This window comes from Sphingobacterium sp., assembly GCF_039596235.1.
In the GTDB taxonomy this organism is placed as follows: domain Bacteria; phylum Bacteroidota; class Bacteroidia; order Sphingobacteriales; family Sphingobacteriaceae; genus Sphingobacterium.
Map to the genome: position 1 here is coordinate 189,817 of NZ_JBCNKE010000010.1, position 16,871 is coordinate 206,687.

Here is a 16,871-nt window from a genome sequence, read left to right on the forward strand (position 1 = left end):
TATCTATTTCTTATTTGCCAATTTATATACGAGCTCAGCAATCTGAATATCAGCATTCAGCTTACCAAGTGATTTTATATTTTCACTCAACTGCGCTACCTGATCCGGATTTTTAAATAAATCCAGCGCCGTTGGAATTAATGTCTTTATAGCGTCTACATCTTTCACTAGAAGTGCGGCATGCTTATTGACCAATGCCATTGCATTTTTGGTCTGATGGTCTTCCGCAACATTTGGCGAAGGAACAAGAATAACCGGTTTACCTACCACACACAGCTCGGAAATGGTTCCCGCCCCTGCGCGACTGATAATCAGGTCGGCCGCAGCATAAGCATAATCCATTTTTTGAAGAAATGCCATCATCTTCACATTTGCGGGTAGTTTCCCCTCCAGATCTGTCCGAAGCGAGTCTATGTAAAAGCTACCGCATTGCCAGATCACCTGTACCTCATCCTTAGCTAAAGTCTCCAAATAGGCAACGACACTTTCATTCAACGTTTTTGCCCCTAGACTTCCACCCAGTATCAAGATTGTCTTTTTATGTTGGTCCAAGCCAAAGAACTGTAAGGCCTCCGCTCTTTTGCCTTCGATCGCCACAGATTCCCTGCGTATAGGATTTCCGGTCAACAATACTTTATCAGCTGGGAAGAATTGTTCCATCCCCTCATAGGCTACGCAAATCTTAGCGGCTTTAACACCAACCTTCTTGTTTGTGACACCCGCATAAGAATTTTGCTCCTGAACCACGGTAGGGACTCCCAATTTATTTGCCATCATCAACAAAGGACCTGAAGCAAAACCACCAACACCTACAGCCACGTCTGGTTTAAAATCCCGGATTACTTTTTTTGCCTTGTTCAAGCTCTTCATTAATTTAAATGGTAATAGGATATTTTTCCAAAGCTGCTTCCTATTGATTCCCTGGATATCAAGTCCAACAATAGCATATCCAGCAGCAGGCACCTTATCCATTTCCATCCGACCATTGGCGCCCACAAATAATATTTCATTTGCAGGATCAATCGTCTTCAATGCATTTGCAATTGAAATCGCCGGAAAAATATGTCCTCCGGTACCACCCCCACTTATTATTACGCGAATTGCCATGCTCAATATATTATTTAAGCTGGAATTGAGCCGACAACCACTTTCTTCGGCTTCTGTTTTTCTTCCAACTGTTCTTTTCCTTTTAATTCCTCAATATTTCTACTCACACTCAGGATAATTCCCAGAGCGACACTTGTAAACAAAATCGAAGTTCCCCCCATACTCACTAAAGGTAAGGGCACCCCAGTAACCGGTCCCAATCCTACCGCAACTGCCATATTTGCCAAGGCCTGTATGGTCAAACTGAAACCTAAACCGGCAGCAAGGAACGTCCCAAACGCTTTGGGACTCATCGTGACGATACGTATACATCGATACATAAAAGCCAGGTATAGAAATAGCAAGATCACACCACCGACAGTACCGTATTCCTCAATAATAATTGCATAAATAAAATCCGAATATGGATGAGGCAGCACATTACGCTGCACACTATTTCCGGGACCTTTACCGAACAGTCCACCTGTGGCAATTGCAATCTTCGCATTATTTGCCTGATAGTTCTTATCATCCTGGAATGAAACGGTCTTTTCCACCTTTTCGGTGTTGAAGAAGGATTTCACCCGACTAATATAAGTTGCCCGACGTGGCCCAAAGAAGATAACCATCATCAATAGAACAGCTCCTCCACAGCAGACTATCGCAATCTGCTTAAAACTGATCCGGCCGATCAATAACAAAAGCACACTAACACCAAATAACATGAGTGCTGTAGACAAATTCGCCAATGCAATGAGAATAAACACCCCACATACCGACCCCATAATCGGCAAAAAGGATTTTTTAACATCCTTGATTTCCTCCTGTTTGCGCGATAACATCCGTGCCAAAAAAACAATCAACGAAAGTTTTGCCAAATCCGACGTTTGAAATGTCAATCCAATCCCAGGAATAGTCAACCAACGGCTTGCCTCATTAACTTTACTTCCAAACAACAGCGTAAACAACAATAAAGGAATAGTAATTCCCATCATTATTTTAGATATACCGGCATAATAACGATAATCCAGTTTATGAGAAAGATACATCAGAATAAATCCCACGGCGATGATGGAAAAATGCTTCAACAGATACATTTCTGTCCCCTTCCCTTCCTTATAGGCCAGGGTCCCGACCGAACTATATACAGCCAAAAGTGACCATCCCGATAAGATAATCACAATGATCCATATCCATCGATCACCTTTTAATTTAGACATTATGTTCTGTAACATATCCTTCTCCCTTTAAGGTTGTACCATTTATTATAATTCCATTACAGCAGCTTTAAATTTATCGCCACGATCTTCATAGTTTTTAAACCAGTCAAAACTCGCACAAGCTGGGGACAACAATACCGTATCACCCTTCTTCGCTAAATGTGAAGACAAGACAACGGCATCCTGCATAGATGTACTATTAACGATAATTTCAACATCCTGTTCAAAAGCCTTATGAATGGCAGCAGTATCCTTTCCTAAACAAACGATAGCACGTACTTTGTCTTTCACCAAATCGGCAAGCATCGAATAATCGTTCCCCTTGTCTACACCTCCCAATAACAATACAATTGGCGTCGAAAAACTTTCCAACGCATACCATACTGAATTAACATTAGTAGCCTTTGAATCATTGATATAATTCACTCCTCCAATACAGGCAACATGTTCAAGACGATGTGGAATATTCACATATGACCCCATACTCTCTTTCATCACTTGATTTCTCAACTCCTGCACTTTTGCAATCAATCCGGAAGCCATACTATTATAAATATTATGCTTCCCCTGCAATGACAATTCCTCAGTTCTCATAGTGAATGTATCGTTATTTGGTGTATTAATAATCATTGTTTTATTGGCAGTTAAATAAGCTCCCAATTCAACAAGCTGCTCTTGTGTAAAGGGTAAATAAGTCCCCTTACTATGATGTCTTTCCAATCCTTTGATTGTCTCAGGATCGTCTAAACAGTATATAAAATAATCTTTCTCTGTCTGATTTTGGATCATTCTGAATTTAGAATCCACATAATTCTCCATTTTATGGTCGTAACGATCCAAATGATCTGGAGTAATATTCAGAATGACAGCAATATCCGCTCTGAAATGGTACATATCGTCTAACATGAAGCTGGAAATTTCCAGGACGTAACAATCAAAATTTTCACGCGCGACCTGCAGGGCAAAGCTTTTCCCGATATTACCTGCCAAACCAACGTTTAAACCACCGTGTTTAAGCATCTCATAGGTCAACATGGTCGTCGTAGACTTCCCATTAGACCCTGTAATACAAATTAATTTGGCAGCAGTATATTGAGCAGCAAATTCTATTTCGGCAATTACCGGAATATTTTTTTTCTTCAAAGCGACCACCAAAGGTACCGTCTCCGGAATTCCAGGACTCTTTACAACCAGTGCAGCGTTCAATATGCGTGATTCGTCATGCTTGCCCTCCTCGAAAGCGATGCCTTCCGCTTTCAATTGTTCTTTATACTGATCAGCTATCAGGCCTTTGTCCGATACAAATACATCATATCCCTTCTCCTTCCCCAGGATTGCGGTCCCCACACCACTTTCACCTGCGCCTAGAACGACCAAGCTACCGGATTGAGGATAATATGTTGTTGCAATATTTGACATCGTTATCTAATTTTTAATGTTACAATTGTTAGAATGGCTAGAATAATACCCACAATAACAAAACGAGTTACAATTTTGGCCTCATGATAGCCCTTCTTTTGAAAATGGTGATGTAGCGGCGACATCAGGAAAATCCGTCTTCCCTCTCCGTATTTCTTTTTTGTGTATTTGAAATAAGAGACCTGCAGAATGACAGACAGATTTTCCAATAAGAACACACCACACAAAATCGGAATCAACAATTCCTTACGGATTAGGATAGCAAATGCTGCGATGATACCCCCTATGGCCAAACTTCCTGTATCACCCATAAAAACCTGCGCGGGATAGGTATTATACCATAGAAAACCCACACAAGCTCCCACAAATGCTCCGGCAAAAATTACAAGCTCACCGGAATTGGGGATATACATGATATTAAGGTAATCCGAAAAAATCACGTTACCGGATACATAAGCCAAAATGGCCAAAGTAACTCCAATGATTGCGGAAGTACTCGTAGCGAGACCATCTATACCATCGGTAATGTTAGCGCCATTGGACACCGCCGTAACGATAAAAATGACGACAACTAAAAACACAACAAAAGTCAAATAGTCACTTTGCAAGCCAAACACTTTAAATACCTTGGCGTAATCAAATTCATTATTCTTATAAAAAGGAATATTTGTCTTTGAAGATTTTACATTCTCAGCATATGTTTTTTCCCCTGTCCCCTCATTGATCACCACTTCCACCGGTTTAGTTGAAGTTGGCTTATCCACACCTTTGCGTACCACAATATCCGGGTGAAAATACATCGTACAGGCAATAATAGCTCCGAGACCAACTTGGCCAACAACCTTAAATTTACCAGCTAACCCTTCTTTATTATGTCTAAAAACTTTAATATAATCATCCAAAAAACCTATAGCGCCCATCCAGAGTGTTGTTACAATCATGATGATCACATAGATATTTGTCAACTTGGCAAATAATAATGTAGGAATCAAGATCCCAGCGATGATAATTATTCCCCCCATTGTAGGCGTACCAGCTTTCTTTTTCTCACCTTCTAGCCCCAAATCACGAATTGTCTCCCCAACTTGCTTATTATGCAAGAACTGGATCAATTTTCCCCCAAAAACCGTGGTAATAATTAATGAAGCAATTACAGCCATAGATGTTCTAAAGGAGATATATTGAAAAAGACCTCCTCCAGGTATATGGATATATTCACTAAGCCACGTAAATAGATGGTACAACATATTTCTATTTTTCGTTAAATGTATTTTCTAAAATTTCTTTATCATCAAAATGGTATTTTACACCATTCACATCTTGATATTTTTCATGTCCTTTTCCTGCAACCAGGATAATATCTCCAGGGTTTGCCAACTGATACGCAGTGCGTATCGCCTCCTTCCGGTCTGCTATAGAAAGAGTTTTCGCCCGCTGTTCAGTTCCTACACCAGCCTCGATATCTTTGATAATCTGATAAGGATCCTCTGTACGTGGATTGTCAGATGTGATCAGAAAACGATCGCTATAACGCAACGCCGCTTCCGCCATCTCCGGTCTTTTGGTTTTGTCCCGATCACCACCACAACCTAAAACGGTAATAATTTTCTGTTCTGGACGTCTCAACGAACTAATCGTTTTTAACACATTCTCAACAGCATCAGGAGTATGCGCATAATCCACAATACCAAAAACACCTGAAGCCGATTTCATCGTCTCAAAGCGTCCTTCAGCCCCTTTTAATGTACTTAAAGCCGTCAATACCTTTACAGTCTCCTGCTCCAATAAGATTGCTGCAGCATACACCGCTAAAAGATTATAGGCGTTGAAATCGCCGATTAATTTGACCCAAACTTCCTGCCCGTCAATACTCATCAACATGCCATCAAAATGACTTTCAATGACCTTAGCTTTAAAATCAGCTCCAGAGCGCAAGCCATAGCTTTTTTTATGGGCAACCGTATTTTGCAACATGACCTGACCGTTTCTATCGTCAGCATTGGTTAATGCAAATGCATGAACATCCAGATCATCAAAGAATTTCTTCTTGGCTTTGATATAATTGTCAAAAGTCTTGTGGAAATCCAAATGGTCATGTGTAATATTCGTAAATATTGCACCGGCAAACACTAAGCCGGCAATACGCTCCTGCACCACTGCATGTGAACTGACCTCCATAAAAGCGTAGTCACAACCATCATCCACCATATTCCGCAACAACTGGTTCAACTGGATCGGATCTGGTGTCGTATGGGTAGCAGGAATTATCTTTGAACCGATTTGATTCTGTACCGTAGACAATAGACCGACATGATATCCAAGCTCGGTAAACAATTGGAATAATAATGTCGCCACAGTAGTTTTCCCATTGGTTCCTGTCACCCCAACCAATTTAAGCTGCTCGGATGGATTTCCATAGAAGTTAGCCGAGGCTACTCCCAGTGCATATGCCGAATCCGCCACCAAAATATAAGCTACAGAATCCAATGTTTCAGCAGGAAGTTCTTCAACAATAACTGCTCTCGCTCCAGAAGTGATCGCTTTATCCACAAATAAATGCCCGTCTGTCTGTACACCACGCACAGCGATAAACAAACTTCCCAACTCCACCTTTCTGGAATCAAAGCACAAAGAGTGCACATCGACCTCTTCGAGGTTTCCCACCACCTGCTGAACAGGGATAGCATGCAATACTTTTTTTAAATCCATCATTACTTAAGTTCTAAATTTATCGCTGTTCCAAATGGGAGTTTTTGACCCGCGGCCAAAGACTGTGCTCCCACTCTTCCCTTTCCAGATACATGCGCTTTAAACCCCGCATTCTCCATCACATACAGAGCATCCATTAATCCCATCCCCACTACATTGGGAACAATTCCTTCTTTATATTTCAAATCAACAAATGGCACTCCTCTATTCGATGTATCCACTTCGCCTCTCGCCACCATATCCCAATTTATTGTATTAATTCCCAACTTATCATACACTTTCTTACTCGCTTCTCTTGATCCTTGCAAAGTCAAAGGCATTCTTCCACCTACATTAACCGCTTTGAATGATTTCTTCCCTTGCATTTCCATATCATTGGCATAGACCATATCCGCTAATTCTTTAAAAACAGGCCCAGCGATTGACGCGCCGTAATATCCATTCCTCGGGTTTCGAATCACCACAATAATGGAATATTTTGGATCTTCAGCAGGGAAATAGCCCGCAAAAGATGACTGATACCTACGCGCACCATAACCTCTTGAACCATCGGCCATTTGTGCCGTCCCGGTTTTACCGCCCGATGTATACAATGGGCTGGCAACACTTCTGCCGGTCCCTTCCGTCATAACACCTTCCATCATTCCCCTTACCTCTGCCAAGGCATGATCCGAAGCAATCTTTTCATTGATAACCTTCGCCTGAAAAGTTTGTATCGTATTGCCTAAATGTCTAATCTCTTTGACGAATAGCGGCGCAATCAATTTACCATTATTTGCAACCGCATTATAAAATGTCAGGGTCTGTAACGGTGTAATCTTCATCTCATAACCATAAGCCATTTGCACCAATGACAAACCACTCCATGATTTACTTTTCGACGTTTTCACCAGTGGAACACCTTCCCCCGGAATCTGCAGATCCAACGTTTTCCCAAAACCAAAAGAATGTAGTTTCGAGGTAAACTGATCTGGATTATCTTTATAAGCTTGATAGACAAATTTTGTAACCCCAACATTAGAAGACTCTTCAAAAGCCCGCTTCGCCGAAACTATAGATTTTTTAGGCGCATGCGAATCACGAATCGTATGCTTGTAAATCGGCCAATTACCATTTCCGATATTGATAGTGGTACTGGAATCGATTTTCTTGTCATCAATCAGTGCCAGATAAGAGGCCAGTTTAAAAGTTGATCCTGGATCCGCACTTTGTGCAATAGCAAGATTGAACTTTTCACGATAGACCCCATCTTTATCCCGCATAAAATTTGCTACCGCCCGTACCTCACCAGTCTTCACTTCCATCATCACAACACATCCTTCATCCGCATTACTCACAATCATCTGCTTCTCCAGTGCTCTTTGTGCCATATCCTGCATATTCACATCAATGGTAGATATGATATCCGAACCATCAACCGGTGCAACTTCGATGTCTCTATTGACAGGAATCCAAACCCCCCCAGCAATACGCTGCATTAATCTTTTCCCACTTTTTCCATCGATATATTCACCATACGCCCCCTCCAATCCAACATGGATATTCTCTTTCACATTTTTGTAACCGATTGTCCGGGCGGCTAAATTTACGAAAGGCAAGATCCGCTTATTCTGTCTATCCGTAATTAAACTACTTGGATAGCGATCTTTACCAACCCGAGCAGCTTTAAATAACGGAAATTGCTTTACCTTTTTTAAATCCTGATGTGATACATTTCGCTTAATCAGCACATAACGCTGTTTTTTGTTCCGCGCCTGTTTTAGTAATGTCAAATATTGCCGGGATGATTTATCCTTAAAAAAATCAGCCAATTTAATCGCCAGAGAATCAACTTTAAGATTGAAATATTCATTTTCTTCTTCAGGAATCGCCATAGCATCAAAACGAAGCTCATACTCAGGAACAGAAGTCGCCAACAAGCTTCCGTCGTTGGAATAGATATTCCCCCGCGCAGCTTCAACCTCACGCTCTTGAATAGAAAGACTATCCGCCAAAGCTTTCCAATGTTGCCCGTCCACATATTGCAACTTTAGCATTTTCCCAAATACCATAAATGCAAGTAGCACAATAAGTCCAAAGGCAAAATAGACGCGAATAAGAATCGTGTTTCTGATACTCATAACTCTCTCTATTTATCTTCTTTTTTCTCTACAACTTCAATCTTGATCGGCGGCTCTACCCGCTCTTTCAAACCCAATGAATCCACACGTTTTGCAATTTCCGTTTGCGTGGACATTTTCATAAGCTCAGCAGATAGCGATTTGTGATCCCAGCCCAACTCTTTGACTTCCTTGCTCACTTTATCGATACTTCGAATAGTTCGCTCAGCGAAGTGACGGTTAGAAATATACAACAGCATCAGAAAAGCAACGAAAGCCCCAAAAGGCAAATACTCCAATATTTTGTTTAAGGAAAGGTCTCCAACGGTAAAAAGCGTTTTAATAAACGCTTCTGTTTCTTCCGCCTTTTCCTCGACAGTTTCTTGTAGTTCCTCTTGAACTTCCTCACTCAATTCTTTCTGTCTTATTGTATTCCTACTCATCTTTTCACGCCATTTTTAAGACAAATCCAACCTTTCAGCAATACGCAGTTTCGCACTGCGCGATCTATTATTTACAGCCAGTTCCTGCTGCGATGCTGTAACCGCCTTACGGCTCAACACATGGAACGGCTTAATCTCATTTCCAAAAAAATCTTTCTCAACATCTCCTTTAAATTTCCCTTTGGCCATAAAATTTTTTACCAAACGGTCCTCTAAGGAATGATAGGACATCACCACCAATCTTCCTTCACTTTTTAATACATCAACAGTCTGCAACAAAAATTCTTGCAAAGCCTCCAATTCACGGTTAACCTCAATGCGCAAAGCCTGAAAAACCTGCGCATGATATTTATGTTCTTTTCCTTTTGGAACCATGCGCTGGATAACCTCTTTTAATTCAGCGACAGTATGTATCGGCTGCGCCAAACGCGCTGTCACGATTGTTTTCGCCAATGACTTTGCATTCATAATCTCACCATACATACCAAAAATCCGATGAAGGTCTTCTTCAGCGTAATTAGCCAACACCGCCTTTGCATCCAAATCTCCTACCTGATCCATACGCATATCCAGATCCGCATCAAACCGAATTGAAAAACCACGATCAGCCGCATCAAACTGATGCGATGAAACCCCCAGATCAGCCAAAATACCATCCACTGTACGCACACCATGCAGACGAAGGCTATTCTTTAAGAATCTGAAATTTTGATGGATCAATGTAAAACGAGGATCATCAATCACATTCCCCAATGCATCGGGATCCTGATCAAAAGCAAATAGCTTACCCTCCGGCCCCAGCCTTTTCAATATCTCACGGGAATGGCCACCACCACCAAAAGTTACATCCACATAAATACCGTTAGGCTTAATCGCCAAAGCATCCATGCATTCTTGCAACATTACCGGAACATGATAAACATTCTCCATATTACTATATTCCAAAATTGATATCCCCCATTACCTCTGCCGCCAAAGATGATATATCCTCTACTCCGCCATCACCCATCAAATCTTCATACCCTTCTTTAGACCAAACTTCGATCTTATTAAATTGGCAAGCCAAAACCAAGTCTGTTGTTATTCCTGCAAATTCAAGCAGGCTTTTTGGCAACAAAACACGTCCCGCCGCGTCCAAAGTCAACTCTGTAGCCCCACGTGTAAAAGCACGTACAAAAGCCCGCACTTTTGGATCAAATTGATTTAACTTAGCCAGCTTGGCTGTCATCAAATCCCACTCCTCCCGCGGATAAAAAACCAAATGTTTCTCAAAACCACGATTCACAACAAGCCCATCGCGCTCAACATGAGGCATCTGCCTCTTGAGCGCAGCCGGCAACACCATCCTTCCTTTGGCGTCTAGCTTGCATTCGAATTCTCCGATTAACTGAGTCATGTAGTCAACTATCCTATTCTAATTTAAATGTAAAAGTATACACTTTCTCCCACTTTCCCCCACTTTACAACATAAAAAAGTTTTCCACATCGAAAAATCGCTACAAGAAAAAATACCATACACTTTCCTTACAACATATAAAACCTTATTTACAAGGAGTTAAACACAGTTTTCAGTCACATAGCCCCGCGAAACAAAGGCGTATATTTTTCGATGTTTTTTCTGCAGATAGGATAAGAATTGTAAAAATTTCCTCTTTAGAAATTTAATTTTGACCCATTTTCGCAAAAAAATGGGAGAAAGTGGAGGGTAAAAAAATAGATCATCAGCTGTGTGGTTGAAAGTGGGAGAACAGCAATCAAATAAGGACAGTAGAATTCGTTATTGTCGAGTAAAACCAATAATTTTGCGTAAATTTTATTTATATTAAGATATGCACAGAACACACACTTGTGGAGAATTAACATTAGCTGACTTAGGGAAAACGGTTACCCTAAGTGGATGGGTTCAAAAATCCCGCGATTTGGGCGGTATGACTTTCATCGATGTTAGAGACCGATATGGTATCACACAATTAACGTTCAATGCAGATGATGACGCGTCTTTGCGTGCTAGTGCCCGTGAACTGGGAAGAGAATATGTCATAAAGGTAACCGGAGAGGTTATTGAACGTTCCAATAAAAATTCTAAAATCTCCACCGGAGATATTGAGATCAAGGTTTCAAACCTTGAGATATTAAATGCAGCGAAACTGCCTCCTTTCACAATCGAAGACGAAACAGATGGTGGTGACGATATCCGGATGAAATTCAGATACCTGGATTTACGTCGTAATCCGGTACGTGAAAACCTTATTTTACGACATAAAACTTCTCAGGAAGTACGTCGTTATCTTGACTCTCAGAATTTTTTAGAAGTAGAAACACCTTATCTCATCAAATCGACTCCGGAAGGTGCAAGGGATTTTGTCGTTCCTTCCCGTATGAACCCAGGTGAATTTTATGCATTACCACAGTCACCGCAGACATTCAAACAACTCTTAATGGTATCAGGTTTCGATCGCTATTTCCAGATTGTCAAATGTTTCCGTGATGAGGACCTACGTGCTGACCGTCAGCCAGAGTTCACGCAGATCGACTGTGAAATGTCCTTTGTAGAACAGGAAGATGTATTAAATATTTTTGAAGGACTGGCAAAACACATCTTTAAAACGATCAAAGGCATAGACCTTGGGTCCGTACCTCGCATGACGTATGCAGACGCTATGCGTCTTTATGGCTCAGATAAACCAGATATCCGTTTCGGAATGCAATTTGTAGAATTGAATGACGTAGCCAAAGAAAAGGGATTTCCTGTATTCGATGCAGCGGAGCTAGTTGTTGGTATCAACGCCGAAAATTGCGCGCATTACACAAGAAAACAACTGGATGCCTTAACCGATTTCATTAAACGGCCTCAAATCGGCGCTACAGGTTTGGTCTACGCCCGAGTGAATGAAGATGGCTCAGTTAAATCTTCTGTTGATAAATTTTTCACACCGGAACAATTAATGAGCGTTGCCGCTAAGTTCCACGCGAAACCCGGGGACTTATTATTAATTATGGCTGGTGGCAAGGATAAAGTTCGTAAGCAATTAAACGAACTACGTCTAGAAGTTGCTTCGCAGCTTGGTCTTCGGAACAAAGACACTTTTGCTCCCCTGTGGGTTATTGACTTCCCGTTATTGGAATGGGATGAAGACAGCGCACGTTATCATGCCATGCACCACCCTTTTACCTCTCCAAAACCAGAAGATATTCCGTTACTGGATACAAACCCTGGTGAAGTAAGGGCTAATGCTTACGACTTTGTCTTAAATGGCGTAGAAGTTGGTGGCGGATCTATCCGTATTCACGACAGAGAGCTACAATCCCTTATGTTTAAACATCTTGGCTTTAGCCCCGAAGAAGCGCAGAAACAATTTGGTTTCTTGATGGAAGCGTTCACCTATGGTGCTCCTCCGCATGGTGGTTTAGCATTTGGCTTTGACAGACTTGTCTCACTATTAGCTGGCCTAGATACGATCCGGGATGTAATTGCCTTTCCGAAAAACAATTCCGGAAGAGATGTCATGATTGATGCTCCGTCAACTATCCACCAGGAACAATTGGATGAATTGAGCTTAAATATTAACATTAAACAATAAATTTCAAGCTCGATTTTCGAGAAACAATTTATTAACACTATATTTAAAAGTTGGTAGGAAACGACCAACTTTTTTTGTGAAAAATCAGCAGATTAGATGTCAGAGAGTACGGCAAATACGTTTTTAAAGGAAAGTGCGCAGAAAGCATTTGACACCAAACATCGCGATATTATCAATTACAATATCGACAAGTACAATATTGCTTTTGAAAAAGGGAAAAGCAAATTTGCAGATCTCGAAAACACCAAAATAAAAGCAAATTTGATCAAATGGAAAGTAATGGAAAATCTCGATCGATATCTATTACAGTTTGAAGCAAATTTTACCGCGCGTGGTGGGAAAGTAATCTGGGCGAATGATGCCGATGAGGCACGGGAGGAGATCTATAAAATTATCGAACGAAAAAGAACACGCTCGATTGTAAAATCAAAATCCATGGCTACAGAAGAAATTGAGTTAAATCATTTCCTTGAATCCAAAAATATAGAAGCAATCGAGACTGATCTCGGAGAATATATTATTCAACTGCTCGACCAAAAGCCCTACCATTTTGTCACACCGGCCATGCATCTAAGCTTAGAAGATATTGCCAGACTTTTTCACGAAAAATTTGAAACCCCATTAGATGCCTCCGCAGAACAGTTAACACTGAAAGCCCGCGAGCTGCTAAGAGACAAATATTTAACAGCAGAAGTGGGGATTACAGGGGCTAATTTTTTGGTTGCCGAAACTGGGAGTATCGCGATCACTGAAAATGAAGGTAATGCGCGCCTGACTACTAGTTTTCCAAAAACACATATTGCCGTGGTCGGCATTGAGAAGATTATTCCTACGGTACAGGATCTTGAGGTATTTTGGCCACTATTATCCACGCATGGTACTGGTCAAAATCTAACGGTATACAACACCTTACTAACTGGACCAAAACAATCCTATGAATCTGATGGACCTGAAGAAATGTATGTTGTACTGCTCGACAATGGCCGAAGTAATCTGCTTGCACAGAAAGAACAACGTCAGGGTCTGTACTGTATCCGCTGCGGAGCCTGTCTAAATGTATGTCCCATTTATCAAAATATAGGCGGGCATACCTATGAGACTACCTACCAAGGTCCAATTGGATCTCTCATTTCTCCTCATTTAAATGGGATGAAGGAATTTAAACACCTGAGTTATGCGTCCACTCTTTGTGGCAAATGTACAGAAGTTTGTCCAGTAGGTATCGATATTCAACGCATGCTCCTCGTCAACAGGAAAGATTCAGTAGAGCAGGGTTTAGCAACGAAAACAGAACAAAAAGTCTGGGGCTGGTTCACATATGGTATACAACGTCGAAAATTAATTGATTTTTTTGGCGGAAAATTCAAGAACTTCTTTCTTAGAAAGCTTTTTAAAAAAACTTGGGGAGACCAACGGGAGCTTCCGAAGCTTGCGGAAAAATCCTTTTCCAAGCAATGGAAAGAGCAGCAAAAAAACAAAGAATAACAAAAAGTGGCATTAGCTTATCAGACTAATGCCACTTTTTATTGGCTTCGCTCCGTCTACTGCTGATAACCTAAAAAAGATAAATTGAATGACTGATAGCGCTTACTCCCCCGCTAGTATCGGCTTAAGGAGTTTATATTGAGACCATATGACACAAAAATATGGATTAATAGAACACACCTTTCAGAAAAAACCTTTATGGTCTTATAAGCAGAACAGTCTTGAAAATAAACTGAAGGTTCTTTCTCAGCAATAGCAAACAGACAATTTAGAAAAATAAAAAGGGGATCAATGATCCCCTTCTTAACTAACACTCACCAATTATTAATATGAAAACTATTCTTTTTGATCTAACCTTATGTAGTTTTTACTTCCGTATCAGCTCCTTTTTCAATCCCACCTCTCATAAAATCATCTTTTCGCATTTGTCGACTCTTTTTCCAATGCTGCCTATGTGTTCTATGGTTCTCAGTATAAGAATCTTTTAAAGCCTTTTGTTGTTCTGGAGTTAGTAAACTCATCATTTTTTTATGATCCGCAGCACGTTGTTTTCTCATTTTCTCGCGATACAATTTGCGCTCGGCAGCGATTTTTTTACGATCCTCCGCTTGCTTCAAATGAAAAGCGTATACCTCCTTGCGCTGTTGATCCGTAAATTTCAGTTTTTGATCCATACGATCGGTTTTGATCTTAGCCTGTTCTTCAGGATTTTTATTTTTTAAATCGTCATGTTTTCTTCCATCCAAATGCTTGTGCATCGGAACATTCCTGTCTCCTCCTTCTGATTTAAGATCTTTTTTCTCCTGTGCGAAACCTGTCAACATTAATCCGGATAACGCCAAACTTAACATCAATTTTTTCATTTCTCTATTTTTATAATTCAACAACCTTTCAAATACAATCGATTGAATTTTTAAACCATTTATTTATAAGAGTATGATCGAGCACTAAAAGTTTAAAACGCCATCTGTTAAATAAAGTTAAGAAAGGTATTATTGAGATACTGCACTTAAACGGATAGGCAAAGTATAGGCCACCCGAACGGCACGTCCATTCTGAACACCAGGCTTCCACTTCCTCGCCTTTTTCAATAAACTAACAGCAGCCTCCCCTGTTCCAAAGTTCATATCACGTTTAACAACAATATCAGTTAAAGATCCGTCCCGTTCTACCACAAAAGATACCTCAATAACACCCGATACCCCCTGATCCAAAGCTGATTGCGGAAAACTATAGTTTTCTGATACCCACTTCATAAAAGCAGGAAGTCCTCCCACGGGAGTAGGCATAATTTCCACCGTAATAAAAGGTTGGTCTGCACTTCCGTCTGTTCCACCACCTGACTCAGCCCCAGCGCGATGACCAGTAATTTCACCATTCTTTGTAGATGGACCAAATTCACCTCTAGCAATATGTGTACCCGCCGCGCTTGCTTTCAATGTGATACGCGCAGTCATTGTATTCGGTTTATTTAGTTCATCCTGCGTAGCAACATCCTCTGTCACTTTACTTGCCTGCGTAATCTTAGGCTCCGGCATCCGTACAAGATCGAACTTTGACACATCCTGTGCCATCTGTTGTGGTGCTTTGTCCTGCATTAAAACTGGCTCCTTTTTTACCTCCTCTTTTTTGTCGGCTTCTTTCTGAATTTCGTCTAGATGTTCAGGAGTTAAAACGACTACTGTGGTCGTTGTTTCCGGTATAGTTTTTTTGAAATATTTGTTATAGACATAGGATCCCCCAATCAAAAGGAATGCAAAGGAAACAACAATAGCTAGCCCTACATTTGTTGCCCTATTTGACAAATTCCGCAATTCATACGCACCGTACATCTTGTTGCGACCTGCAAAGATAACATCCAGCCATTCCTTGCGATAGATATTCAATTTTGAGTTCATCATAACATTAAAGTTTAAATCTTTTCATTATGATGCGCGAAAGCCTTATATTTCATAAAAATTTTGCACACTCTTATGAAATCACTTTTTTTAGCTATTCTTCTATTTACATTATATGGCTGTGGTAACAGTCAGAACCAATCAAAACCATCCGTTCAGAGTGAAAATAAAGAGCAATTAATTTCACCTTATTTTGGCTTTTTGAATCAGCAAAAAGATTCATTAATAGCGCTTCCGATGGATCAGGCCATGGAAAGTCCCGAAAAATACAACTATGTTATTATTGAAAATCAAATTAGCCCACTGGAATTTATACAGAATAAAACGGACAATAAGGAAAGCAACGGAAGACAAACAGCACAGAATTTTGCCAATAGCGAAGGTTCATTATTCACGATAAAGAATGAAATTAAATCGGGTGATTTCGGGATGCTTGTCAATCAGGCGTTTATGAATCAATATAAAGTTGAACCCTTTACAAGGGTACAGCGCGAAACGAGCACAGAGATAAAGGAAAAGCTGGAAAAAAAATATAATCGGAAAATAAGTAAAAGTACAACAGTCGCTGTTCTGAAAGATAAAGCTGAATTCAATCTAACAGTTTTTGAAAACCAGCAAGATTCGGCACTTGCAGTTTTTTCCTATACAAAAGAAGACCTATTGATTAACCTTGATTTTCCAGCAACTTATGATGATATTAGCACTTGGCGGGTTGACGACGGGGGGCAATTTGATAATGAGGCTTTTCAGATCCTGACCGTATTACGTTCGGAAGCTGGAATTAGTTTTGTTAGTATCTTTTGGGGAGCTGAAGGTTATGAATTGAACTTCTATCAGCCCAAAAAAGATAAATTTAGTTCAACAGCACAAGCCTACGGTTACAGTTCTCCTTTATAAGGATTTAGCGTTTCCCTAATCCCGATTATTAGGG

At 40.5% G+C, this 16,871-nt stretch carries 14 protein-coding genes; 3 read left to right on the forward strand and 11 right to left on the reverse strand.

The genetic code is table 11. The annotated features are described in order from the left end of the window. Positions 1-3 precede the first annotated feature (3 nt). The 9 genes from murG to mraZ are packed head-to-tail and all read right to left on the reverse strand — an operon-like array spanning position 4 to position 10,372. Complete coding sequence (gene murG / locus ABDW32_RS19775) at positions 4-1,107, reverse strand: undecaprenyldiphospho-muramoylpentapeptide beta-N-acetylglucosaminyltransferase (protein ID WP_343565536.1); 1,104 nt, start codon at positions 1,105-1,107, stop codon at positions 4-6. Between the two features lie 14 nt (positions 1,108-1,121). Next, positions 1,122-2,321 (reverse strand): FtsW/RodA/SpoVE family cell cycle protein, encoded by a 1,200-nt coding sequence (locus tag ABDW32_RS19780; RefSeq protein ID WP_343565537.1) that lies wholly within the window; start codon positions 2,319-2,321, stop codon positions 1,122-1,124. 30 nt (positions 2,322-2,351) lie between these two features. Continuing rightward, on the reverse strand, positions 2,352-3,725 hold the full coding sequence (murD, locus tag ABDW32_RS19785) for a UDP-N-acetylmuramoyl-L-alanine--D-glutamate ligase (protein ID WP_343565539.1): 1,374 nt from the start codon (positions 3,723-3,725) through the stop codon (positions 2,352-2,354). Between the two features lie 2 nt (positions 3,726-3,727). Then, on the reverse strand, positions 3,728-4,972 hold the full coding sequence (gene mraY, locus ABDW32_RS19790) for a phospho-N-acetylmuramoyl-pentapeptide-transferase (RefSeq protein ID WP_077438768.1): 1,245 nt from the start codon (positions 4,970-4,972) through the stop codon (positions 3,728-3,730). A gap of 4 nt (positions 4,973-4,976) precedes the next feature. Further along, entirely contained in the window at positions 4,977-6,437 is a 1,461-nt protein-coding gene (locus ABDW32_RS19795) for a UDP-N-acetylmuramoyl-L-alanyl-D-glutamate--2,6-diaminopimelate ligase (RefSeq protein WP_343565542.1), read from the reverse strand. Next, positions 6,437-8,554, reverse strand: coding sequence for a penicillin-binding protein (locus tag ABDW32_RS19800; RefSeq protein WP_343565544.1), 2,118 nt, complete (start codon positions 8,552-8,554; stop codon positions 6,437-6,439). Before ABDW32_RS19800 ends, ABDW32_RS19795 begins: the two co-directional genes overlap by 1 nt. Before the next feature lie 8 nt (positions 8,555-8,562). Continuing rightward, complete coding sequence (locus ABDW32_RS19805) at positions 8,563-8,976, reverse strand: FtsL-like putative cell division protein (protein WP_077438765.1); 414 nt, start codon at positions 8,974-8,976, stop codon at positions 8,563-8,565. Between the two features lie 15 nt (positions 8,977-8,991). Beyond that, positions 8,992-9,906 (reverse strand): 16S rRNA (cytosine(1402)-N(4))-methyltransferase RsmH, encoded by a 915-nt coding sequence (rsmH, locus tag ABDW32_RS19810; RefSeq protein WP_343565547.1) that lies wholly within the window; start codon positions 9,904-9,906, stop codon positions 8,992-8,994. Positions 9,907-9,910: 4 nt separating this feature from the next. Beyond that, on the reverse strand, positions 9,911-10,372 hold the full coding sequence (gene mraZ / locus ABDW32_RS19815) for a division/cell wall cluster transcriptional repressor MraZ (protein ID WP_077438763.1): 462 nt from the start codon (positions 10,370-10,372) through the stop codon (positions 9,911-9,913). A gap of 433 nt (positions 10,373-10,805) precedes the next feature. On the opposite strand from mraZ, the gene aspS reads away from it, so the two are divergent. Both aspS and ABDW32_RS19825 read left to right on the forward strand, forming a co-directional pair. After that, positions 10,806-12,557, forward strand: a complete 1,752-nt coding sequence (aspS, locus tag ABDW32_RS19820) for an aspartate--tRNA ligase (RefSeq protein ID WP_343565550.1) — start codon at positions 10,806-10,808, stop codon at positions 12,555-12,557. Positions 12,558-12,653: 96 nt separating this feature from the next. Beyond that, positions 12,654-14,042 (forward strand): LutB/LldF family L-lactate oxidation iron-sulfur protein, encoded by a 1,389-nt coding sequence (locus ABDW32_RS19825; RefSeq protein WP_343565552.1) that lies wholly within the window; start codon positions 12,654-12,656, stop codon positions 14,040-14,042. A 356-nt stretch (positions 14,043-14,398) separates the two neighbouring features. On the opposite strand, the gene ABDW32_RS19830 is transcribed toward ABDW32_RS19825, so the two are convergent. Beyond that, the gene (locus ABDW32_RS19830; protein WP_343565554.1) at positions 14,399-14,926 is read right to left on the reverse strand and encodes a hypothetical protein; all 528 of its coding nucleotides are present in this window, start codon (positions 14,924-14,926) and stop codon (positions 14,399-14,401) included. Positions 14,927-15,034: 108 nt separating this feature from the next. Then, positions 15,035-15,943 (reverse strand): energy transducer TonB, encoded by a 909-nt coding sequence (locus tag ABDW32_RS19835; RefSeq protein ID WP_343565556.1) that lies wholly within the window; start codon positions 15,941-15,943, stop codon positions 15,035-15,037. A gap of 72 nt (positions 15,944-16,015) precedes the next feature. Between ABDW32_RS19835 and ABDW32_RS19840 the strand changes: the two genes are divergently transcribed. Next, positions 16,016-16,837 (forward strand): hypothetical protein, encoded by an 822-nt coding sequence (locus ABDW32_RS19840; protein WP_343565558.1) that lies wholly within the window; start codon positions 16,016-16,018, stop codon positions 16,835-16,837. Positions 16,838-16,871: the final 34 nt, after the last annotated feature.

Coding starts and splice junctions, on each gene's coding strand:
- murG (WP_343565536.1), bottom strand. CDS start 1,107: ATGGCAATTCGCGTAATAATAAGTGGGGGTGGTACCGGAGGACATATT.
- ABDW32_RS19780 (WP_343565537.1), bottom strand. CDS start 2,321: ATGTTACAGAACATAATGTCTAAATTAAAAGGTGATCGATGGATATGG.
- murD (WP_343565539.1), bottom strand. CDS start 3,725: ATGTCAAATATTGCAACAACATATTATCCTCAATCCGGTAGCTTGGTC.
- mraY (WP_077438768.1), bottom strand. CDS start 4,972: ATGTTGTACCATCTATTTACGTGGCTTAGTGAATATATCCATATACCT.
- ABDW32_RS19795 (WP_343565542.1), bottom strand. CDS start 6,437: ATGATGGATTTAAAAAAAGTATTGCATGCTATCCCTGTTCAGCAGGTG.
- ABDW32_RS19800 (WP_343565544.1), bottom strand. CDS start 8,554: ATGAGTATCAGAAACACGATTCTTATTCGCGTCTATTTTGCCTTTGGA.
- ABDW32_RS19805 (WP_077438765.1), bottom strand. CDS start 8,976: ATGAGTAGGAATACAATAAGACAGAAAGAATTGAGTGAGGAAGTTCAA.
- rsmH (WP_343565547.1), bottom strand. CDS start 9,906: ATGGAGAATGTTTATCATGTTCCGGTAATGTTGCAAGAATGCATGGAT.
- mraZ (WP_077438763.1), bottom strand. CDS start 10,372: ATGACTCAGTTAATCGGAGAATTCGAATGCAAGCTAGACGCCAAAGGA.
- aspS (WP_343565550.1), top strand. CDS start 10,806: ATGCACAGAACACACACTTGTGGAGAATTAACATTAGCTGACTTAGGG.
- ABDW32_RS19825 (WP_343565552.1), top strand. CDS start 12,654: ATGTCAGAGAGTACGGCAAATACGTTTTTAAAGGAAAGTGCGCAGAAA.
- ABDW32_RS19835 (WP_343565556.1), bottom strand. CDS start 15,943: ATGATGAACTCAAAATTGAATATCTATCGCAAGGAATGGCTGGATGTT.
- ABDW32_RS19840 (WP_343565558.1), top strand. CDS start 16,016: ATGAAATCACTTTTTTTAGCTATTCTTCTATTTACATTATATGGCTGT.